This is a genomic window from Pseudoalteromonas sp. SG43-3 (assembly GCF_014164385.1).
GTDB lineage: Bacteria > Pseudomonadota > Gammaproteobacteria > Enterobacterales > Alteromonadaceae > Pseudoalteromonas > Pseudoalteromonas distincta.
Genome location: NZ_JACJFC010000003.1, coordinates 91,151 through 113,295, shown reverse-complemented (window position 1 = coordinate 113,295; position 22,145 = coordinate 91,151). Strand labels below are relative to the sequence as shown.

At 37.2% G+C, this 22,145-nt stretch carries 17 protein-coding genes; 4 read left to right on the top strand and 13 right to left on the bottom strand.

The genetic code is table 11. From position 1 onward, the window contains the following. Positions 1-2: 2 nt before the first annotated feature. The 5 genes from mshL to H5157_RS03820 are packed head-to-tail and all read right to left on the bottom strand — an operon-like array spanning position 3 to position 4,142. Positions 3-1,661 carry a pilus (MSHA type) biogenesis protein MshL gene (gene mshL, locus H5157_RS03840; protein WP_182720229.1) on the bottom strand — a complete coding sequence of 553 codons (1,659 nt, stop codon included), beginning with the start codon at positions 1,659-1,661 and terminating at the stop codon, positions 3-5. Further along, complete coding sequence (locus H5157_RS03835; protein ID WP_024594540.1) at positions 1,645-1,971, bottom strand: agglutinin biogenesis protein MshK; 327 nt, start codon at positions 1,969-1,971, stop codon at positions 1,645-1,647. Before H5157_RS03835 ends, mshL begins: the two co-directional genes overlap by 17 nt. Then, entirely contained in the window at positions 1,949-2,626 is a 678-nt protein-coding gene (locus tag H5157_RS03830; protein WP_024598056.1) for a hypothetical protein, read from the bottom strand. The genes H5157_RS03835 and H5157_RS03830 overlap by 23 nt, the downstream gene beginning before the upstream one ends. Continuing rightward, positions 2,623-3,222, bottom strand: a complete 600-nt coding sequence (locus H5157_RS03825) for a PilN domain-containing protein (protein ID WP_024594795.1) — start codon at positions 3,220-3,222, stop codon at positions 2,623-2,625. Before H5157_RS03825 ends, H5157_RS03830 begins: the two co-directional genes overlap by 4 nt. Next, positions 3,219-4,142: an MSHA biogenesis protein MshI gene (locus tag H5157_RS03820; protein ID WP_165723724.1), complete on the bottom strand. Its 924-nt coding sequence runs from the start codon at positions 4,140-4,142 to the stop codon at positions 3,219-3,221. The genes H5157_RS03825 and H5157_RS03820 overlap by 4 nt, the downstream gene beginning before the upstream one ends. 76 nt (positions 4,143-4,218) lie before the next feature. On the opposite strand from H5157_RS03820, the gene H5157_RS03815 reads away from it, so the two are divergent. Further along, positions 4,219-5,127: a 1-aminocyclopropane-1-carboxylate deaminase/D-cysteine desulfhydrase gene (locus H5157_RS03815; protein ID WP_182693916.1), complete on the top strand. Its 909-nt coding sequence runs from the start codon at positions 4,219-4,221 to the stop codon at positions 5,125-5,127. 3 nt (positions 5,128-5,130) lie between these two features. Here the strand turns inward: H5157_RS03815 and H5157_RS03810 are convergent, their stop codons facing one another. The 6 genes from H5157_RS03810 to H5157_RS03785 form a co-directional block, all read right to left on the bottom strand. Beyond that, a complete protein-coding gene (locus H5157_RS03810; protein ID WP_182724167.1) occupies positions 5,131-6,819 on the bottom strand; it encodes an EAL domain-containing protein in 1,689 nt (562 codons plus the stop codon). Between the two features lie 226 nt (positions 6,820-7,045). Further along, positions 7,046-8,062 carry an ACR3 family arsenite efflux transporter gene (arsB, locus tag H5157_RS03805; RefSeq protein ID WP_024595324.1) on the bottom strand — a complete coding sequence of 339 codons (1,017 nt, stop codon included), beginning with the start codon at positions 8,060-8,062 and terminating at the stop codon, positions 7,046-7,048. A gap of 9 nt (positions 8,063-8,071) precedes the next feature. Further along, the gene (gene arsH, locus H5157_RS03800; protein ID WP_182724166.1) at positions 8,072-8,788 is read right to left on the bottom strand and encodes an arsenical resistance protein ArsH; all 717 of its coding nucleotides are present in this window, start codon (positions 8,786-8,788) and stop codon (positions 8,072-8,074) included. A 184-nt stretch (positions 8,789-8,972) separates the two neighbouring features. Beyond that, positions 8,973-11,702, bottom strand: a complete 2,730-nt coding sequence (locus tag H5157_RS03795) for a response regulator (protein WP_182724165.1) — start codon at positions 11,700-11,702, stop codon at positions 8,973-8,975. Between the two features lie 262 nt (positions 11,703-11,964). Continuing rightward, positions 11,965-12,684: a single-stranded DNA-binding protein gene (gene ssb / locus H5157_RS03790; protein ID WP_182720223.1), complete on the bottom strand. Its 720-nt coding sequence runs from the start codon at positions 12,682-12,684 to the stop codon at positions 11,965-11,967. Between the two features lie 20 nt (positions 12,685-12,704). Then, the gene (locus H5157_RS03785) at positions 12,705-14,072 is read right to left on the bottom strand and encodes an MFS transporter (RefSeq protein ID WP_182712143.1); all 1,368 of its coding nucleotides are present in this window, start codon (positions 14,070-14,072) and stop codon (positions 12,705-12,707) included. Between the two features lie 162 nt (positions 14,073-14,234). Here H5157_RS03785 and uvrA point away from each other — a divergent pair, with 162 nt between their 5' ends. Continuing rightward, on the top strand, positions 14,235-17,060 hold the full coding sequence (gene uvrA / locus H5157_RS03780; protein ID WP_182720225.1) for an excinuclease ABC subunit UvrA: 2,826 nt from the start codon (positions 14,235-14,237) through the stop codon (positions 17,058-17,060). Positions 17,061-17,255: 195 nt separating this feature from the next. Here the strand turns inward: uvrA and H5157_RS03775 are convergent, their stop codons facing one another. Then, complete coding sequence (locus H5157_RS03775) at positions 17,256-19,397, bottom strand: transcriptional regulator (RefSeq protein WP_182724164.1); 2,142 nt, start codon at positions 19,395-19,397, stop codon at positions 17,256-17,258. A gap of 282 nt (positions 19,398-19,679) precedes the next feature. On the opposite strand from H5157_RS03775, the gene H5157_RS03770 reads away from it, so the two are divergent. Beyond that, a complete protein-coding gene (locus H5157_RS03770) occupies positions 19,680-20,045 on the top strand; it encodes a hypothetical protein (protein WP_182724163.1) in 366 nt (121 codons plus the stop codon). A 36-nt stretch (positions 20,046-20,081) separates the two neighbouring features. Further along, complete coding sequence (locus H5157_RS03765; protein ID WP_182724162.1) at positions 20,082-21,002, top strand: TraB/GumN family protein; 921 nt, start codon at positions 20,082-20,084, stop codon at positions 21,000-21,002. Between the two features lie 115 nt (positions 21,003-21,117). Here the strand turns inward: H5157_RS03765 and trpS are convergent, their stop codons facing one another. After that, positions 21,118-22,122, bottom strand: coding sequence for a tryptophan--tRNA ligase (trpS, locus tag H5157_RS03760; protein WP_002958388.1), 1,005 nt, complete (start codon positions 22,120-22,122; stop codon positions 21,118-21,120). Positions 22,123-22,145 lie beyond the last annotated feature (23 nt).

Here is a 22,145-nt window from a genome sequence, read left to right as displayed (position 1 = left end):
AGTTAGTTTTCATACCATGTTTTTAAAAGCTGACGGCTTTCACCTTGTTGTTTTTTCCAAGTATCTGGCATAACAACCGTTGGTTTGATTAGAATAATCAGTTCTTTTTTCTCTTGGCGTTTACGAATACTTTTAAATAAATTGCCAAATAGTGGGATATCACCCAACACGGGGGTTTTTGATTCTTCATCCTGTGTTGATGTTTGCATCAAACCACCAATAACCACTATTTCGCCACTTTGAGCGCGAATAACAGTATCTGATTCTCGAATGTTACTTTGTGCTAGAGGCAACTCAAAACGTTGATCGTCTAATGTAATTACTTTTAGCTGCTCTTCTGTTTCAGTTACTGAAGGGTGAACATGCAAAATAACTGAGCCGTACTTGTCAATTTGCGGCGTTACATCAAGGGCAATACCAGAAAAGAACGGCGTTAAATCAATTTCAGGCGAGGTCGTTGTAGCAGTACCCGTTACCGTCGTACTTGATACATTAGTAACAAAATATTCGTCTTGCCCTACTTTTATAACTGCTTTTTGATTGTTTGTAGCGGTAACTCGAGGGTTAGATAGCATTTGCACATCACCTTGCGTTTCAAGCAAATTAATAACCCCGTTAAAGTCTCCTTTTTGAATGGTTAGCGATGACGCTCCACCAATTGCGGCTGAAATACTATTACTAATAGTAGAACCCGCTGTTGTAGCAAACGAAATACCGCCTTCTAAACCACTCGCTATACGCTCCCAGTTAACTCCCTGTTGGTACTCATCTTTTAAAGTTACTTCTATTATTTTTGCTTCTAGAATAACTTGGCGTTGCAGGTTTTCTTGGCTTTGACGCAAAAACTCTTTTAGCTGACTAATTTCGCTTGGTAATGCATTTACGGTTACCAAACTAGCTTGTGGGCTTGCAACAACATAGCGCCCATCGCTTGCGCCAATTAAAGACTTAAGGGCGACTTCTAATTCTTTCCAAAAGTCATTTTTATTAATTGTTTGGATTCGAGAACCGTTTAAATCTAAGCTTTGATTATCGCCGCCAAACTCATTATTTTGCTGGTTACTACTACCTGAACTTGAACCATTCGAACTACTGCCACTTTGTGCAAATTGACTAACCCCACCAGCAACCACACTCACTGTAGACTGACCATGGCGCTGCATCATTAAATAATTTACAGGTATTGTTTCTGTGCGCATTTTGGCTGGCAGTACTTGTACTATTCGTCCTTCATTAACAATATCTAAAGGATACATACGCTTAATAACAGCAATGACTTCATTAAAAGTAACGCTTTTAAGATTTAAACTAATTGTGCCATTTACCTCAGGATGCACAGCAACACTAAAAGGCGTATCGTCTGTTAAGCCTGCAAAAAAGGCGCCTATTTCAACGTCATTAGCGGCTACATCAAAACGCTTTATAGATAAATCATCACTTATAGTTTGCTCATTATTTATTGATGATAGTAGGCTTTGGGTAAGCTCACTCGGCATCTGTAAAGGCGCAATCGCTTTAGTATCTACAGGCTTTTCAGCCAGCTCTTGTTCTATATGAGTTTTAACCTCTTTACCTGGTTTAAAGCTATGGCACGCAGTTAAAAATGTAGGTAACAATAGAAGAACAAGCCACGGATGAGATAAATTATTTTTTAATTTCATAGTCATATAATTCTAATTTTATTTGTTTATCATCATTTGCTAACACAACCTGTTTTGAGTTAATGCTTAGCACCCGAAAATCGTCTACAGCATCACCGACTCGATAAATATGGCCTGAAATAATGGCCTTAAATGCTGTACTGTTTTTAATAATAGATTGCAATTTAAGTTCTGTGTTTTGAGTTACACTCTTGTTGTTATTTACATACATATTTGGTTGAGTAGGATCGCGTAATTGCGCTAATGCACTGGGTGCGAAAGTGAACAAAAGTAATAAAAAACATAAATTATAATGCGATAAATTTTTCATTAGCGCTCACTGTAGCAATTTGTAAAGTTAATTCAGCTTGAGGGTACTCTAGTACCTGATAACTAAACTCCTGTATTAATAACTTATCTTGATTATTTTTTAATGCGGCTAAATATTTTTGTAAGCTAAAGTAGCTACCTTCTAAAGTAACGACCATCTGATGCTCAAAAAATAATGTTTGCGTATCATGTTCACCTAGTTTTTCTACATCGATAGCCTGTGCTGGTTTGACATTAAAGCTACTCACTTTTACGTCGCTACTATCTACGAGCAAATCTTTTAAAACGGCAGGTACATTTTTAGCCGCTACAAAGCCTTGGCTAAAACTATTAAGTTGATTATTTATTTCTGCTAACTCATCTCTGGTTTGTGCAATTTGACTGCGTAAAACCTTAGTGTAGTCGTAGTTTAGTGCTTGATTTAACATGGAGAGTTGCGCATTTATCTGCTGTAACTCCTGCAATGCTGCATTTTGTTCAGAGCGAATATGAGCAACTTCATCTTGCTGTGGAAAAATAACAAACCACAGGCCGAGGTAAATCACCATGAATAAGCCTACAAATACAGTGGAATACTTCTCACGCTTTTGCAGCGATGCAAATTGAGCTCGATACTTTGCCCAAATAGGCCAACCTTTGTCTTTCTTGTTGTTCATGGTTTAGCGCCTTTATCAGCAAGGTCGGTCGCCACATTAAATTCACTCAGACCATCTTTTGTTGACAGTTCTAAAACTGAAAATTCTTTATCAATAAAAAAAGGTGACTGCTTTAAATTATTAAACCACATAGGTAAAAATTTTGACTGCGATACTTGCCCTTGAAACGTGACACTTTGCCCTACAAATTTAATATGGGTAAGCCAGATATTAGGCTCGTGATACTTGGCTAAATCTTGCATAACCTGCGCATAGTCGGTTGCGGATTGATCTGAGCTTTGCTCTAAATAACTAAATATTTGCTGCTTATGCAAAACCTCTTGCTGAAGTGTTTTTAGCTCATTAATAAAAATTGTTTTATTTTGCTTCTCTGCTAGCTGCTGTTTTACAACTTCTAACTGAGCTTTTCCTTGTTTGAGATATTTCTTTTTTTGTTCTAAATCAAGCTCACTTGAATAAGTTTTATAACTGTAAAAAGCCCACGTGATTGCAATAATTAATAGCGCACCTAACCACAGTGTAATCATTCCCGATAAAGGGACTGGGTCTCGGCGTACTCGTAAGGTTTTTTGATAAAAATTAATCCGGGTTTTCATAGCACAGACTCCGGATCTGTTAATTGATAGGCTGCTCCGAGCGCATAATAAAAGTTTGCCTCTAATTGCTGCGCTAATTCTAAGTTAGGCGCAAAATCTACAACTTTTACTTGTAAAAACTCTGCAAGACCGGCTCTAAGAGTTAATGAAGATAAATCATCGCACTGTAGCTGTATGCTGCGAATTGGCGGTTGCTTGAGCTGGCTTTCAAAAAAGTCCATCGAACGCTGAATTTCTAACCCTAACGCCTCTACTAGTTCTTGGTTTTGATCCTTGTCTGAAATACCTAAAAAACCATTTAATCGCCTAGCTAATACTAATTGTCCATCACGAATAATTAAGATTCGAGGTTCATGATTAGCATGCTGCACAATCAGCATATGCGCCTCTTTGTATGAGCCAAATAAAGTTACTAAAACCATTTCTTCAGAGGTCATTGCACGCAAAACTGGTTTAGTTTGTTCAAAACTGTCTATAAACGGAAGTAGCTGCAGCTTATTGGTAATAAATACATTCATTTTGCTGCTTTGCATTGGTAACGTTATTGGATAATCGATAAAGTCAGCTACAATGTTTTCAGAAGCTATATCAACTAAATCTTTTGTAGTCCAAGGCAGCGACTGAATGATTTCTTCATCACTAAGGTTTGGTTTATCCATTTGCACTATTTGATAAAAGTAGTGCGGTATGACTAAATTAACTGCACAAATATCAGTAGACACCTCATTTGTACAAGCAACAATTGCAGCGGTATAATCGGTTTGCTCAGACACATTTACACTGTGAGAACTGTGAACCATCCATTGGTCGCGTTGTTTTTTTAAACATACCGCGTTAACAGTATCTGCGTAAGTTGCAACACCAATAGCTGTATTTGGATCTAAACTACGATTTAACCATGAAAACAGCTTTTCTTTCATATAGCTACTATTGTTAATTGAGTATGAAATAAGTGTCGTACATTTTAACTACTTTGCCAAATTGAAAACCAATAAAATGCGTGAAAAATTCAAAATAGATGAAAATAACTATATTCAACAATTAGATAGCTCGTTTCTAAAAAAGAGAAATATTTGTTTAGGTATAAAACGTGATGATTTACTCCATCCGCTAATAAGTGGCAATAAATGGCGTAAATTAAAATACAATTTAGCGTATATGCAAAAGATAAATAAAACAGAGCTTCTGACTTTTGGTGGTGCGTTTTCAAACCATATTCATGCCTGCGCAGCGGCAGGAAAAGAATTTAATATAAAAACTCGCGCGATTATTCGCGGACCAGAACTGGATAACAACAACCCAACAATCCAATTTGCAAAACATTGTGGTATGAACCTGCATGTTGTTAATCGTATAGAATATCGAAAACGCCACAACATCGATTACCTTAATGCTCTGCAAGAGCGCTTTCCAAATGCTTATATTATTCCTGAAGGTGGTACAAATGAACATGCTTTATTAGGGTGTAAAGAATTAGTACAAAGCTTACCCGAACATAGCTACTTAGTTTGTCCTACAGGTAGTGGTGGCACGCTTGCTGGACTAATAGAAGGCAGTGCTTCAACAACACAAGTTATTGGTATCGCGGTATTAAAACAAGCTGAATATTTAAATGAAGAAATAAAAAAGCTGAGCGCTAGAGCTAATAACCAAACTAACTGGCAGTTACTCACAGAGTTTCATGATGGTGGCTATGGTAAGTTTTCACCTGAGTTATGGCAGTTTTGCCAAGATATGAGTCACACTTATAATCTGCCACTTGAGCCTATTTATAGCGGAAAAATGATGTATGCATTGTGGCAGCTTATTGAGCAAGATTATTTCCCATCTGGGAGTAAAATTATTGCTGTTCATACTGGCGGGCTTCAAGGCTTAAATGGGCTTAAATATAGAGGGTTAATCTAGACCTTAATTAAATACCGCTTGCGTAAACTCTTGAAGTGGCTCTGAAAAGTAAAAACCTTGAGCTCCTACCACTCCCAATTTGGTAAGCGTAAGTAGCTCTTTTTGAGTCTCTACGCCCACCGCGTATACGGGTAGATTTAAAAGACTAGCGGCTTCGACTATCCTTTTTATTTTCTTTTGACTTTGAGTTTTTTCATCTAATAAATGAACCAGTTCGTAAGATAACTTAAGCCCACATACTTGGTTATAATCAACTAGCATGGCTACTTTCTCACTGCTTTTTACATTATCAATCACAATATGTGAATGCCCTTTTTTAATAACATTGAGTGCATTAGTTATCGACTCTCTATGAGTAAAAAATTCTGCCTCACTTATTTCAAATTGTAATTTAGTATTTAACTTAAGTTCTGCCATTTGATTGGCTAACCACTCCCAAAATACAGTATTAAACCAATTTTTAGGGTGTAGATTTACACTAACTGTTAAAGCCGAAGACTCACTGAGCATTAGCTTTTTGACTTGTGTTATTACAGCTTTATCTAATATTAAAGCGTCTTGATCACTATAAACCTGCTTAATAAAATAACGAGCGGCCAGTAAACCAAGTTGGCTATGCCTAACCCGAATAAGAGCTTCATGCTGCAGGATATTTCCACTAGAGAGTTCAAATACAGGCTGAAAGAATAATATAAATTTATTCTTTTTAATGTTTTCTATAACCTGTTTGCTAGAGAGGTGTTTTTCTTGGCAGTGATTTAACGTTAAACGGTGGCAATGCTGCAATAGGCTGCTTTGTGATAGCGCGAGTGCTGATTTTGCTAGCTTATAAACCGCCACTTGATCAGCGCCTAATTGATAATCACACGCACCTATTTTAATATTTTTATGAGTAATATTTTTTTGATGATTTTGACATATTAAAAACACATTTTTATGAAGCTTTTCAACGTAGCTATTCAACTCGCTAATAGAAATGTTTGGTAAGGTAACCGCTAAGTAATTAGAGTTTAGTATTTTTACCGACACACCTTTAAGTTCGGCTAATTTTTTAGTAATTAAGACTTTAAAATTGGCTTCTATATCCGTTTTTTTATCATAGCTACAATCACACTCAATAAGTAAAAATAAGTTATGTGATGCAGTATTAACTCCATACAAAGAACTTAAATCACATTTTTTTGCCTGTTCGATTAGTTGAGTATTTTTATACCTTTGTTGAATAATTTTAGTCGGCTGTATAACTGTATTTTTAAGCATTACTTTACGGTTTACTTTTAACAGGCTCCACCAGCGATAAGACCAATTAGCAGCGCCTAATATAATCAGATTCAAAAATATAAATAAGTAGCTTTGTGTTACCCACACTGGATAGTGATAAAGGCTCAAACTTAACGTTTTAAAAGTAAAAACTTCGCGTTCTAAATTTACTAAGTTCCTAAAGTGATCAGAAGAATTTTGCAGCTCTAACTTAAAGCCTTCATTTTTAGCTAATGCGACCAACACTTCATTATTTATAGAGGGAGATAAATTTAATTCATAAACGCGTTTAACAAACTGCTGCCCAGAAACATGTGCTTTTTGATGTAATGCATCATTTAAAATGAAATTAAAACTAATAAGTATCATCAAAAACAAAACAAAAGAGATACCTTTGAAGTACTTTAAAAGCCAGAGTTTACTCTTTTGCATAGCCTGCCACTCGTTATATTGATAACTAAAGTGTTGTTCAATATCTATAGAAGCACAAGGCTGCAAACTAAGTTTAAACGTTTATTAATAGTACTAAACAAAAAACACTCAGATAAACGAGAACTTACAAAAATAAACAGCTATGCCCTTTATTCTGTAAATAGATGAAAGCCATCGACAGATCATTTTAAAAAGTATGCCAGCAGAGATTATGCTGCATACCGCCTTAATTAAACCAATGGCGTGTTTTATTTGCAAAGTATACCAAGCTTAGCATTACGGGGACTTCTACCAACACCCCCACCACAGTGGCAAGTGCAGCCCCAGAATGTAAACCAAATAATGAAATAGCAACCGCAACAGCTAGCTCAAAAAAGTTTGAAGTGGCAATCATACATGCAGGCGCCGCTATGTTATGTGCAAGCCCCATTTTTTTAGCTGCAATATAAGCAATCGCAAAAATACCGTAAGTTTGAATTAAAAGCGGGATTGCAATAAGAACTATTGCCTCTGGTTTTTCTATTAATATCTGCGATTGGAAACCAAACAATAGCGCTACTGTCGCGAGTAAGCCAATAATAGAATAAGGTTTCATTACCTTTAAAAAGTTATTTAAACACGTATGGTCATCTTCTTTATCAAGCTTTTTACGGGTAACAGCACCGGCCACCAGCGGGATAAGTACATACAATACCACCGATAATAGCAGTGTATCCCAAGGTACAGTAATATCAGTCACACCAAGTAATAGCCCTGCAATAGGTGCGAAGGCAAAAATCATAATTATGTCATTTATTGATACCTGCACTAAGGTGTAATTAGCATCGCCTTTTGTCAATTGACTCCACACAAACACCATAGCGGTACAAGGCGCAACACCCAACAAAATCATACCAGCTATATATTCTGTAGCTGTTTGTGGGTCAACAAAATCGGCAAAAATACCCTTAAAAAATAACCAGCCTAGTAGCGCCATAGTAAAGGGCTTTATAAGCCAATTAATAACGATAGTGAGCACTAACCCTTTTGGTTTTTTACCTACATCTTTAATTGATGAAAAATCAATTTGCACCATCATTGGGTAAATCATCAACCAAATAAGTACTGCGATTACAATATTTACATGGGCATATTCAAAACCAGCAATTAAGCTAAATGCACTTGGCATTATAGAACCAGCTACAATACCAAAAGTAATAGCTAAGGCTACCCACACAGAAAGATAACGTTCAAATAATCCCATTGTTCTGTCCTAAATAGAGCTTTGATTAACGCGTTGGCTAAGTTCTTCTGCAGATTCCACACGTTCAGAATAACGATCTACAAAGTAATCTTTTTGATCTCGTAATAACAAAGTAAATTTTATCAACTCCTCCATAACATCAACAATCCGATTATAAAGTGGAGAGGGTTTCATGCGCCCATTTTCTTCAAATTCTAAATGAGCTTGTGGCACTGAGGACTGATTTGGTATTGTTACCATACGCATCCAACGCCCTAATACTCGTAGTTGATTCACTACATTAAATGATTGCGATCCACCACAAACTTGCAGCACTGCGAGTGTTTTACCTTGCGTTGGCCTTACACCACCTAAATTGAGTGGTATCCAATCAATTTGGTTTTTGAATATGCTCGTCATTGACCCATGACGTTCTGGAGAGCACCATACTTGCCCTTCTGACCAAAGCATTAAATCTCGTAACTCTTGTACTTTAGGGTGTGATTCATCTTCACTATCGGTTTGAGGTAAACCTTCAGGATTAAAAATTTTAACCTCAGCACCAAAATACGTTAATAAACGTGCACTCTCCTCTATTACCAACTTACTATAAGAACGCGCTCTTAATGATCCATATAACAATAAAATTTTAGGTTTGTGCTCAGAAAAACTAACATTAAAATTTTTAGTATGTGGAACAACGCTGTGTATTTTATTTGTATTTGGTAACCCATTAACTTCTGACATTTATAACTCAACCTTTACCAAGTGAATATACGAAAAATCGAATATGTGGAATTTCACATGCAAACACGCGTGAGTCAAATTCTATTTTATAAATTTTTTTAAGTTATTAAAAAATCGGCTCAAGCCAATGGAAGGGATTGCGGAAGGTATTTGATAAAAATATTAAGTTACTTATATAGCGCAACTATTTATTTAAACAGCGAATTATAGTTTCACGTAGTTTTTGTGTTTTAATGGGTTTTGCAACATGAGCATTCATGCCAATAGATAAGTATCGTGTAATATCATCTTTCATAACATTAGCTGTTAAGGCAATTATTGGAATATTTGCGATAGTTTCATCACTATCATTACGAATAATTTGAGTCGCCTCAACACCGTCCATGATAGGCATATGAATATCCATTAAAATTATATCAAACGGCTCTAATTTTACTGTTTGGATGCACTCTAATCCATTATCAACTAAGTAAACCTGAGCGCCGCTATTTTCTAGTATGTTGGTAACTATGAGTCGATTGATTGAATTATCTTCCACAACTAATACTTTAATACCCGCCAGCGACTGTTCACTCACAGTATTTACTTTAGGCACTTCATTAAAAAAACCTAACACTCTACTGCTCACCTCCTTATACAAGACACTCGAATAAACAGGTTTTTGCAAAATTGTGTTTATATTTATTTTGTTAGCCACATCATTAAGTAAAACCTCATGATCCCTTGTAAGTACAATTATATTACTGCAAAGCTGGGGATTAATATTATAAATACGCGTTAAAAATGTTTCACTACTCATCGCTGGCATTATCCAATCGACAATAATGACTTTAAATTTTTCTTTATTCTGTTCAATAATATCAATAGCTTGCTTAGCAGACGAGCACGCAGTACATGCTAAACCCATAGCTGTAAACTGATTTTCAATTACTTTAAGGTCCTCTTCATTATCATCTATAATTAATACATCAAACGGATCAGTAAAGATTAGGTTAGGCGTATCATCAATCAACGCTTGGTTGTTCAATTTAACTTCCACCGAAGCTACAAACTCACTACCCACACCTTGAGTGCTGTGTACTGTTATATCACCACCCATCAATTGGCATAAACGCTTACTAATTGTTAAACCTAACCCTGTACCACCAAACTTCCTAGTTGTAGAACTATCTGCCTGAGTAAATGATTCAAATAAATTACTAAGATTATCCTCAGCGATGCCAATACCTGAGTCTTTAACTGTAAAATATAAGCAAACACTTTGCGGATCGTCTAATAACTTTCTTGACTCAATTAAAACCGATACAGTGCCGTGAGGGGTGAATTTAATTGCGTTAGAGCATAAATTTAACAGCACCTGATTTATTCGCACTACATCGCCGATTAAGTCCAGTTTAACTGCCTCATCAATGACAATATCAAATGTGACCCCTTTACTTTGGGCCAATTCATTGAAGGTTGCTTTGATATAATCAACAATCGAATTTACAGAAAAAGGAAATTCCTCAAGGTTAATGTTTCCAGACTCAATTTTTGAAAAGTCTAAAATATCGTTAATAACCACCAGGAGTTGATCTGAGGAGTATTTAATTTTATCTAAATAATACTCATACTCACCAGGTAAACCTTTTTCGAGCAAAATATTAGTCAAACCAATAATCCCACTCATAGGGGTTCTAATTTCATGACTCATATTTGCTAAAAACTCAGACTTAGCGGATGTCAGATGCTCTGCTTCTTCCTTGGCGTGCAAAAGCTCTTCAGTGCGCTCTTCAACGCGCGACTCTAATCTTTGCTTTTCTTCATCAAGCTCTTTTAAAAGTTGAATGCGGCGTTGGTTTAAAAACAAAACAAAAACTAAAAAACTGCTAAGAATAAAAATAATTACAGTAGCGCTGTAAATTAATATTTTATTTTTCTCAAAGTAAGTTGGCTCGTAATAAGAGATAATTGACTCTTCTGGCAAGCTCTGCGGAGCAATATTAAACTTACTTAATTGTCGCCAATCATATGAGTATGTACTAAGCCCTTCACCACTAATTTCATTTAACGCTTTATTTTCATTATAAAAAACTATTGAATCGGCAATACGTTTACCTATTTTTTCACCCGACAATACATACCCACCAACAACACCTGAACCTAATAGTACCTCCCAATAACTAAAAACGGGCGCTGAACTTGCTTCAGCTAATCGCTCTACTAGCTGATAAGGGCTAAGTGATTTATTATCGTAACGCCTAAAAATGGGGGTAAATAAAATAATTGAATCTGCTGGGGCATTTCTTACTTTGGTGAGTAATTCTGGTAATGGAAGATCAAACCACTTTTCTACACTTAAATACGAAAAATCACGGTTAATAACCGAAAATAGTCCTCGATGAAAGCTCATACCAATATCGTTTTTTGTATCTAAAATCACGATCAATTTTTTAGGCTTCATTAAATTAACAGCATTTGCTGTTGCTTGCGCATAATCTAATTTAGCTTGGATCACAGCTCCGCTGGTCTTTTTTGGTAGATTAAACTGGGCGCCTGGCTCTAAGTATATTCGTGGAGCATTTATAAAAAAATCATCTAATTGAGATAGTAACGTCGCTGCAGAAGGCGACTGAGTAACGATGATATCGATGTGCTTATTTTTATATTTTTGTTTGAGGTAGTCTTTCATTAACTGTTTTTGATTAACTTCATCAAAGCGATTTACATCCATATTTTCGACAAATAGTTCATAACTAAAAGAACGTTTTGTAAGCTCTGTACGCAGTCCAAGCTCAACACTTTTATACCAAGGCATATCTTGATTTGTTGAATTTATAAATAAAATATGAGTAACATTTGAAGGAGTTTGAGCGTGTGAACTAGGGCTCAAGAATTGAAAAACAAGAAATAAAAATAAGATATTAGTTTTCATGTTTCTCATTGTGTAATCAGAGGAAAGTAGTTTAATGGTAAGTGTTAACGATATATATATCAATTAAATACAAGATAAAATTTACTGTAATTTAACATTACCAACAATACTATTTCACTTTACAGCCTAATGAGGTCTTATATTGATAGTTTTTGGATTATCATCACAGCGCAATACGCATAAAAAACCCAGTACGAATACTGGGTTTAGAGTAAAAAGTGTAAAGAATCTAATTATCTTTACACTAATAACTTTATATCATTTAGAACGGGATATCGTCATCAAAATCAATGGTTGGTTCCATTGGGTTTGATGCACCACCTTGCGGAGCACTTTGTGGTTTAGGAGCGAAACCACCTTGCTGCTGCGGTGCACTATTTTGTTGTGGTGCAAAGCCGCCTTGCGGCTGGTATTGATTACTTTGCTGCTGTGGTGCTGGAGCCGGTTTTGGCTGCGCTGCAGGTGCTGCTTGCTGTTGTGGAGCATAACCACCTTGTTGCTGGTTATTTTGGCCTTGATTATTTTGACCGTAACCACCACTTTGTTGACCACCTTGCGGCTGATTACCTTGGTAACCACCACCTTGTTGGCCGCCTTGATTACCTTGGTAACCACCACTTTGTTGATCGCCACCACGTGCGCCTAACATTTGCATTTGACCAGTAAAGCCATCTACAACTATTTCTGTAGTGTACTTTTCTTGGCCTTGTTGATCGGTCCACTTACGTGTTTGAAGTTTACCTTCAACATAAATTTGTGAACCTTTACGACAATATTCACCAACAATTTCAGCTAACTTGCCAAAAAATACAACACGGTGCCACTCAGTTTTATCAACCATTTGGCCAGTGTTCTTATCTTTATAGCTATCCGAAGTTGCTAGGGTAATATTTGCTACACCGTTGCCGTTAGGCATATAACGAACTTCAGGATCTTGCCCTAAATTACCAACCAAAATTACTTTGTTCACACCGCGTGCCATGGAACCATCTCCTATAAATGTTAGATTAAACCAGCGACTTTACGCGCTTGGTCTAGGTCAAATTCTTTATCATTAATCTTTAAATAGCTGCGACTTTCATCGCGAACTACAGTTGCTTCTATTACACCTGGTAAAGCAACTAACTGAGAAGCAAGTACTTGAGCATGCTCTTCAGAATCTAATTTGGTCATTAAACTAATAACTTTACTTTTGGGTGGGACTTGCATTTTCCACGCAATAATAAGCCATATTAACCCAACAAGTGCCGCTGCCGCAAACACAGCTTGCGTCGTTGTAGTTTGTGCTACATAGCCACCTAACATACCGCCTAAAAAGGCCCCTAAAAACTGACTAGATGAGTAGCCACCCATTGCTGAACCTTTTTGGCTTGCAGGTGCTATTCGCGATACAAGCGCAGGCATAGTGGCTTCTAAAAAGTTAAACGCCACAAAATAAAGCAGCATACACACAGCAATGCCTACTACACTATTAACCCATACCGACATTGCTAACATACTAATAGTTAACAAGGCTACTGAGCCAATAAATGCTTGTTTTTCTTTCTCTTTTTTAATGGCCACAATCATTATTGGTACCATTAATAAAAATGCTAAAAATAGCACTGGAATATACAAATACCAGTGATGGTCAGCAACCAAACCATCTTTAATTAATTGACTCGGCAGTACCACAAAAATTGTGGTTAGCGTTAAATGCAATAACAATACACCTGCATTTAATCGTGCTAACTGAGGGTGTTTAATTAATTTTTTAATGTCGCTGAAGCTTGCTAATGTATCGCCTTTGGGCGCTTTATTTACCGCCTTTGGCACTAGCATGGTCACTATAAATATACCTAAGACTGCTAAAATAGCAGTCAACCAAAATACACCTGCAATACCCCACGAAGCGGCGACAATTGGCCCAAGTAACATAGCAAAGGCAAAGCTCATTCCTATGCTCATACCAATAACGGCCATTACTTTTGGTCGTTGCTCATCGCGGCTTAAATCTGAAGCAAACGCGAGTAGCGCACTGGCTATTGCGCCCATACCTTGTAAAGCACGGCCTACGGTAACCATTTGGATAGAGTCAGCTAATGCAGCAACTACAGAGCCAATAGCAAATACAACTAAGCCACCAACAATAACCTTTTTACGACCAATCTTATCGGATAATCGACCCATAGGTATTTGTAGTACAGCTTGCGTTAAACCATACGCACCAATGGCAAAACCAATCCAAATAGGCGAAAAACCTTCAAGCGATTGTCCATAAATAGCCAATACAGGCATCAGCATAAACAAGCCGAGCATTCTAAATGCAAACACACTCGCCAGTGATACAGCGGCGCGTTTTTCTCGTGAATTAAGTGAAGATGCGGTCATTATCTGCGTGATCTTACTCTATGAAAAATTGAGGTTGGGATTCTACCATAAGCTTGGCAATAATTAATCGCCTATAAGTAAGGATTTTTCATTGATCAAGGATTAATATTGCTTCGTATTATGCGATACTGAGTAAATAATTTTGGTAACAAACGAGATAGCATGGAAAACATTGAAGTCCGAGGCGCCCGAACGCACAATTTAAAAGACATCAGCCTAACCATCCCACGTGATAAATTAATAGTTATTACGGGTCTATCTGGTTCGGGGAAGTCATCACTTGCATTTGATACGCTTTATGCAGAAGGACAACGCCGATATGTTGAATCACTCTCTGCGTACGCAAGACAATTTTTATCGCTCATGGAAAAGCCTGATGTGGATCACATCGAAGGCCTCTCTCCTGCCATTTCTATTGAGCAAAAGTCAACGTCTCATAACCCGCGTTCAACCGTAGGTACTATTACCGAAATTTACGATTATTTACGACTTATGTTTGCCCGCGTCGGCGAACCACGATGTCCTACACATGATTTACCACTTGCTGCGCAAACCGTTAGCCAAATGGTAGATACTGTTTTGGCTCTACCTGAGGGCAGTAAATTAATGCTGCTTGCGCCAATAGTAAAAGAGCGTAAAGGTGAGCATGTTAAGTTATTAGAACAGCTATCTAGCCAAGGTTACATTCGCGCCCGTATAGACGGTGAAGTATGTGACTTGTCTGATCCACCAACGCTTGAGCTTCATAAAAAACATACAATAGAAGTTGTTGTAGACAGATTTAAAGTAAAAGATGGCTTACAACAACGCTTAGCAGAATCGTTCGAAACTGCACTTGAAATGTCTAATGGTGTTGCACATGTAGCATACATGGACGATAGCAGCGCTGAAGAGATTCTATTTTCAGCAAATTTTGCCTGCCCTACTTGTGGCTATGCAATGACTGAACTTGAGCCGCGTTTGTTTTCGTTTAATAACCCAGCTGGTGCTTGTCAAGCCTGTGATGGCTTAGGTATACGCCAATATTTTGATCCTAATCGCGTAGTGCATAACCCAGAGTTAAGCCTTGCTGGCGGTGCAATTAAAGGCTGGGATAAACGCAGCTTTTATTACTATCAAATGCTGCAAGCGGTTGCAGATCATTACAATTTTGATTTAGACGTGCCTTATCAAGATTTAGACAGCGACTCGAAAAAAATTATTTTAGATGGCTCTGGTAGCACTAAGATTGGGTTTAATTACCGTAACGACCGTGGCGATTTAATTACGCGTAACCATGAGTTTGAAGGCGTTTTAAACAACATGAATCGCCGCTACCGCGAGACCGAGTCAAACTCTGTACGCGAAGAACTTGCTAAATACCAAACAAGCCAAGCGTGTCCTAGCTGTCATGGCTCGCGCTTACGCGAAGAATCTCGAAATGTATTTATTGGACAAACCAACTTACCTGCAATCACATGCATGAGTATTGGTGAAGCCATGGAATTTTTTGAAGGTTTAGAGTTAACCGGACAAAAAGGCCAAATAGCTGAAAAAATATTAAAAGAAATTCGCGACCGCTTATCGTTTTTAATTAACGTTGGCCTAAATTATTTATCACTTGAACGTAGCGCCGATACATTATCAGGTGGTGAGGCTCAACGTATCCGCTTAGCCAGTCAAATTGGTGCCGGTCTTGTAGGTGTAATGTACGTACTAGATGAGCCATCTATTGGATTACATCAACGCGATAACGACCGTTTATTACAAACATTGGTCCATTTGCGCGACTTAGGTAACACCGTTATTGTGGTAGAGCACGATGAAGATGCTATTCGTGCTGCAGATCATATTATTGATATTGGCCCAGGTGCGGGTGTTCATGGTGGGCATATTATTGCTCAAGGTACGCGCGACGATATTTTAGCAAGCAAAGAGTCTGTTACGGGCCAATTTTTATCAGGCGTACGTAAAATAGAAATACCAAAAGAGCGTCACCCAACGAACGACAAATGGCTAGAGCTATTTGGCGCAACGGGTAATAACCTTAAAAATGTGGATTTAAAAATCCCATTTGGTTTAATGACCTGTGTGACAGGTGTATCGGGCTCAGGTAAATCAACGCTAATAAACGATACTTTATTTAAACTTGCTCATACAGAGCTAAATGGCGCAACCACTGCCGAAGCGGCACCGTATAAATCAATTAGCGGTTTAGATCATTTTGATAAAGTGATCGATATTGATCAAAGCCCAATTGGTCGTACTCCTCGTTCAAATCCGGCAACCTACACAGGTATATTTACCGGTATTCGTGAGTTATTTGCAGGTACACAAGAAGCGCGCTCACGTGGCTACAAAGTAGGTCGCTTTAGCTTTAACGTTAAAGGCGGACGCTGTGAAGCGTGCCAAGGTGACGGCTTAATTAAAGTTGAAATGCACTTTTTACCTGATGTGTATGTACCGTGTGATGTATGTAAGAGCAAACGCTATAACCGCGAAACGCTCGAAGTCCAATACAAAGGTAAAAACATACACCAAGTACTTGAGATGACTGTTGAAGACGCGCATGAGTATTTTGACAAAATACCGGCTATTGCCCGCAAGCTTAAAACCTTAATGGACGTTGGTTTATCGTATGTCCGCTTAGGTCAAGCCGCTACCACGCTTTCAGGTGGTGAGGCGCAACGTGTAAAACTAGCACGCGAGCTATCAAAGCGTGATACTGGTAAAACACTCTACATATTAGATGAGCCTACAACAGGCTTACACTTTGCTGATATTGAACAGCTGCTTGTTGTATTACATCGCCTGCGCGATCACGGTAACACCATTGTGGTTATTGAGCACAACCTCGATGTTATTAAAACAGCAGATTGGGTTATTGATTTAGGACCTGAAGGCGGAGCTGGCGGCGGTGAAATACTCATTGCAGGTACACCAGAAGAAGTGGCCGAATGTGAGCGTTCACATACTGGGCATTACTTAAAACCTCTATTAAATAAATAGAGGTTCAGTTGTGACAAATTAATCGGCTTTGAGGTTATTTAACTGTCGAGATTACACTTAATTAAAAATGGCGAGAAGATTCACTTCTCGCTATTTTTTGGCTCTAATTTTTCTTTTATCAACATAACAATCGAAAATGTTATTAAAGAAAAGCAACACACTGCTGCAAATTTAACCTTGAAAGATCAACAGACCCTAGTTATTCCAACTTATCTGTATTATTTGCATGTCTTTATATTTTGATTCTGTAAAGAAAATTTGATTGTTATCACTAATAAAAAATGCGATGGGTTTAAAATCCACGTGCACATCTTTTACTGTCTTATCTTCTAAATTAAGCCGAGCAACTCTTGAAATCGCATCAGAGTAGTAAAGGTAATTACCATTAATAGCAAAAAGTTGTGCTTGTCGCGCGTCTTTAGGTAATTCCCAACTCTGTTTATTTGATAGTTTAATTAACTGATTATTAGTAATTGCATAATTAGTACCGTCAGCGCCTGAAATTAATTTGTTGGCTTTAATATCCTCTAATATAGTTGTGTCTCGCGTTAATAAATTAAACTGAGCAAATAGGTTTTCTGAACCACTTCGCTCTAAATAAATTATACTTTCATTATCTTTAGACCATACATAGTTTAGTATTTGTCGCCCTTTAAACTCAGCTATGGTATAGAGTTTGTTCGACATAACGTCAAAAAATGCAATATCGCTATTAACTCTTAATAAAACACGATCTTGCTTACTCGATACTCTTAGCCCGCCAATAGCAAAGGTAGATTTCCCTTCATAAGTAAAGTTACTAAGTTGCTTTGTAAGTCCATTTTGAGATAACCACAACTGACTGCTGCCAGAGCGCTCGGATACAAAAATATGCGCTGGTCCTTTCTCATTAATGACTTCTACAATGTGGTAGTCGTCTTCATCACTTTTGTAGAGTGCTTCATACTCAGGAACATCGCTAAAAAGATTAGTCGCTTTAATTAACGAAAAGGTTTGTGTTTTATTTGCTGAGTAAAAGAGGCTATTAGCAGATTGAACTGCAATATAATAAGGTGAAATTGCTGGGGTAACCGTTAGTGTGCGTTTAATAATATTATTTTCATCAAACACAATGGTTGAAAGGTCAGAGGCTTCAAAAACAATCACGCCTTTATCGTCTGCAAGCCAGTCAAACGCGAAGCTAATTATGCTTTTGTTTGCTTTAAATAACCGCTTGGTTTCATGGGTCTCAAAGTTATAGCTAAATACAGAAAAAGGCTTACCCTTTTGACTAAGTATATATGCTATTTTATTACCTGAAGAAGATAAGCGCGGCATTATTACGCCATACATTACACCTGGTGGTGGAATAACAATGGACTCTTTTTGTAACTCTAAATCAAATTTATATAAACCTGAGCCATCTTGCTCATTTTTATATTCAGTGTAATAAATATATTCACTATTTTCGTCTACTTGTGCGTAGCCGGTGTATCTAAGGTCACACTTTTTAATTAATGTAGCCTCACCAACAATAGGAAACTGGCTTAAATCAACCAGTACCATTTCGCACTGCTGTTGTTTTAAGTTTGTAGCTTGTATAAGCACTGCGTGCTGATTTAACTGCCACGATAAAATAGATACTTGAAAGCCAGGATAGGTAATTTCAACCTCCCTTTGATCAGATAGTCGCTTTACAAATGCATGCATTACGTCATTTTCAGGTTCAACATTTGTATAAGCTAAATATTGTTTATCTGAGGACATCTCAGGGTGAACCTCACTGCCTATATTCCATGTGCTTGCTACCTTATTAACCGTGATCTGTTTAATCTTTTCGCTAGAAGGTGCATTAATAAAAAACAACCCAAACCATACTAAAGAGCACAGGCAAATAATGACGAGTAAAGAATAAATCAAAAAATTTTTACTATTCTTTTTTTGAACTGGTTGAGAAGTAGTTGCAGTAGCTATCTCTTCATTTTTGGCAGAAATACCCGGTGAGTCAGGCAAAATGTTTACAGGCTCTTTCAAAACGTTTGCTTGCGTTAAACGCTCAGGTATTACTGTTAGGCTATATCCTTTACGGTAATGCGTTTTTAAAAGCGGCGCTTTTTCAATTGGGTGGGCAAGCTGCTTTCTTAACTCTGAGATTGCACGGTTAATCGCATTATCATCAACAAAGCTCTGTTGCCACACACTCTCAATAAGCTCTTGGCGGGAAACAATTTGTTGAGGCTTGTCTATAAAGTGAAGTAATAGCTTTACTAAAAGTGGATCTAATTCCCTTTCTAAATGGTTTGAAGTAATCACACAGCGATTACTAATAAATTGCCAAGGTCCGATTTGATAATTCATAGTTTTTACGTATTTTTATTTTTATGAACCGTATCACATCTACACTTTCTTTTATAGAAAAAGCATTTTAAACCTTATATTAGCATTATAAGGTTTAAGGCTAACCCTCTAAATTAAAACAATTATTTAATTTAAAAACCTTATCTATTAATTGCTCATAACTAGATAAGCGACTCTCAATAAATTCAGCGATATTCTTTAAACCGTCATCAACAAGCAGCTTAGTAAAAAATCATTTGTGATTCTAAATTGGCTGCAATTAAAAATATAAAAGGTTTAATTATGAATAGCACAATGAAAAAAGTACTACCGGCTTTACTACTAGCAACTGCTTTTAATACAACTTCAGTTATTGCAGCTGACGCTAAACAACACACCGTTCAAAGTAATTTTAATCAATGCATAATTGGTGAAAGCGTAGAGGCGATTAACCCAGTTAATAAAAAGCAGCAAGAAACAAACAACATAGACGCCACTGAGTCTTTAAAAAGTAATGTTGATACACAAACGTTACTTTCTTCGATAGATGAAAAAATATCAGCTGAGCTTGACTCTTCAATGAGCAAAATACACTCGCAAATTGATAAAAACCTTTCAAAGTTAACATCCTCAATCACTGCATATTTCAGCACTGTGTTATCGAACTAAAAACAATAAAATTAAAAGTTACATAAAGGAATTATCATGAAAAAATTCACAAAAAAATTAGTATCTGCCAGCGTATTACTTAGCTGTAGTCTTTTAGCAAATACAGCACAGGCTCAAAGCTCTGTATGGCAAGTAAGCAATGGTAATGACTCACTATTTATTGGCGGTACAGTTCACATACTACCTAAAGCTGAAATGCCACTACCCGCTGAGTTTAACCATGCTTATGAACAAGCAGATACGATTATTTTAGAAGCACAGTTACCTGACCCAGCCGACACCAATGCGCAAATGCAAATGTTAGGCGCACTATCGTATACAAATAACGAAACGTTAAGTCAAAAACTAGAACCCGAGATTAAGGCATCACTTGAAAATAAGCTTAACGAGTTTGGCGCTAACCTCGCTAAGTTAGATGGTTTTCGCCCTGCTATGGTTAGTATTGTTTTAATGTCGATGGAGCTTCAAAAGCAAAATTTAATGGGTGAAGGAGTTGATGCTTACTTTACTAAAAAAGCGACTGAAGATTACAAAACAAAAAATTACTTAGAAACAATGGAATTTCAGTTAGAGCTTTTTAAAACAATGGGTCAAGGCAACGAAAACGACTTCATTAAACATAACTTAGCCGAGCTGCACAACTATGGCGATATGTTTAACGGACTTTTAGCTGCCTGGCGCAAAGGTGATACAGACACCCTAAATAAAGTAGCACTTGAAGATATGCAGCAAAATGATCCGAATAGTTATAAACAAATCATTACAGATAGAAATAATGATTGGTTACCAAAAGTAGAAGCCATGTTTAACAACGACAAAAATGAGTTTGTACTTGTTGGAGTTGCCCATCTTGCAGGACAAGATAGTTTACTTACCTTACTTGAAAACAAGGGCTATAAAGTTTCTTTAGTTGATATTGATAGCACGACAGATATAACAGTAAGAGGGGCTGAATAATGGATAAAACAGACAAACTAGCTATATCGCTACTGTTTCTATTTGGGTCCATCATGTTGATATGTGCTATATAAAAAATGCCGCTAACAAGCGGCATTTTTTTATTTTAATAAACTTACCCGCGAGGAATAAAACCAAGCGCATCGTATACCGATTTCAATGTTTTCTCAGCACGTACACTTGCTTTTTCAGCACCTGACTTCATTATGCCATCAAGTAGGTTTTGATCTTCTCTGATCTCTTTAAAGCGTGCTTGAATTGGCTCAATCATATTTACAACTGCATCTGCTGTATCTTTCTTTAAATGGCCATACATTTTATCTTCATACTCAGGAACTAGGTCTTCAATTGAGCGCTTAGTTGCAACACTCAATAAAGTAAGCAAATTTGATACGCCAGGCTTTTCTGTGCGATCAAAATATATACGTGCTTGTTCATCTGAATCAGTTACTGCTTTTTTAAGCTTTTTCACAATTTGCTTAGGCTCATCTAATAACATGATGTAACCATTTGGGTTTTCGTCAGACTTAGACATTTTTTTAAGTGGATCTTGCAAGCTCATTACGCGTGCACCAAACTCAGGGATGTACGGCTCTGGTAATTTAAATACGTCGCCATATAAATTATTAAAGCGTGTGGCTATATCGCGAGTCAGCTCTAAGTGTTGCTTTTGATCATCCCCTACTGGTACTTGATCAGCTTGGTATAATAAAATATCCGCAGCTTGCAATACTGGATATGAAAATAAGCCCACGTTTACGTTATTTGCATGCTTAGATGACTTGTCTTTAAACTGAGTCATTCGATTAAGCTCACCCATTTGCGCGTAACAATTTAATACCCACGCTAATTGTGCATGCTCAGGTACTTGCGATTGTACAAATAACGCAGATTTTTCAGGATCAATGCCACATGCCGCGTAAAGAGCAATACCATCTAACACTCGAGAGCGCAGTAATTCAGGCTCTTGGCGAACCGTAATAGCGTGTAAGTCTACTAACATAAAGAAACTTTCGTGGTCTTCCTGTAACTTTAGCCACTGGTTAATAGCGCCAACATAGTTGCCTATTGTCATACCACCGGTTGGCTGAATGCCGCTTAAAACTACTGGTTTACTCATGATTTTCCTTTATTTTGCTTAAT

Coding starts and splice junctions, on each gene's coding strand:
- mshL (WP_182720229.1), bottom strand. CDS start 1,661: ATGAAATTAAAAAATAATTTATCTCATCCGTGGCTTGTTCTTCTATTG.
- H5157_RS03835 (WP_024594540.1), bottom strand. CDS start 1,971: ATGAAAAATTTATCGCATTATAATTTATGTTTTTTATTACTTTTGTTC.
- H5157_RS03830 (WP_024598056.1), bottom strand. CDS start 2,626: ATGAACAACAAGAAAGACAAAGGTTGGCCTATTTGGGCAAAGTATCGA.
- H5157_RS03825 (WP_024594795.1), bottom strand. CDS start 3,222: ATGAAAACCCGGATTAATTTTTATCAAAAAACCTTACGAGTACGCCGA.
- H5157_RS03820 (WP_165723724.1), bottom strand. CDS start 4,142: ATGAAAGAAAAGCTGTTTTCATGGTTAAATCGTAGTTTAGATCCAAAT.
- H5157_RS03815 (WP_182693916.1), top strand. CDS start 4,219: ATGCGTGAAAAATTCAAAATAGATGAAAATAACTATATTCAACAATTA.
- H5157_RS03810 (WP_182724167.1), bottom strand. CDS start 6,819: ATGCAAAAGAGTAAACTCTGGCTTTTAAAGTACTTCAAAGGTATCTCT.
- arsB (WP_024595324.1), bottom strand. CDS start 8,062: ATGGGATTATTTGAACGTTATCTTTCTGTGTGGGTAGCCTTAGCTATT.
- arsH (WP_182724166.1), bottom strand. CDS start 8,788: ATGTCAGAAGTTAATGGGTTACCAAATACAAATAAAATACACAGCGTT.
- H5157_RS03795 (WP_182724165.1), bottom strand. CDS start 11,702: ATGAAAACTAATATCTTATTTTTATTTCTTGTTTTTCAATTCTTGAGC.
- ssb (WP_182720223.1), bottom strand. CDS start 12,684: ATGGCACGCGGTGTGAACAAAGTAATTTTGGTTGGTAATTTAGGGCAA.
- H5157_RS03785 (WP_182712143.1), bottom strand. CDS start 14,072: ATGACCGCATCTTCACTTAATTCACGAGAAAAACGCGCCGCTGTATCA.
- uvrA (WP_182720225.1), top strand. CDS start 14,235: ATGGAAAACATTGAAGTCCGAGGCGCCCGAACGCACAATTTAAAAGAC.
- H5157_RS03775 (WP_182724164.1), bottom strand. CDS start 19,397: ATGAATTATCAAATCGGACCTTGGCAATTTATTAGTAATCGCTGTGTG.
- H5157_RS03770 (WP_182724163.1), top strand. CDS start 19,680: ATGAATAGCACAATGAAAAAAGTACTACCGGCTTTACTACTAGCAACT.
- H5157_RS03765 (WP_182724162.1), top strand. CDS start 20,082: ATGAAAAAATTCACAAAAAAATTAGTATCTGCCAGCGTATTACTTAGC.
- trpS (WP_002958388.1), bottom strand. CDS start 22,122: ATGAGTAAACCAGTAGTTTTAAGCGGCATTCAGCCAACCGGTGGTATG.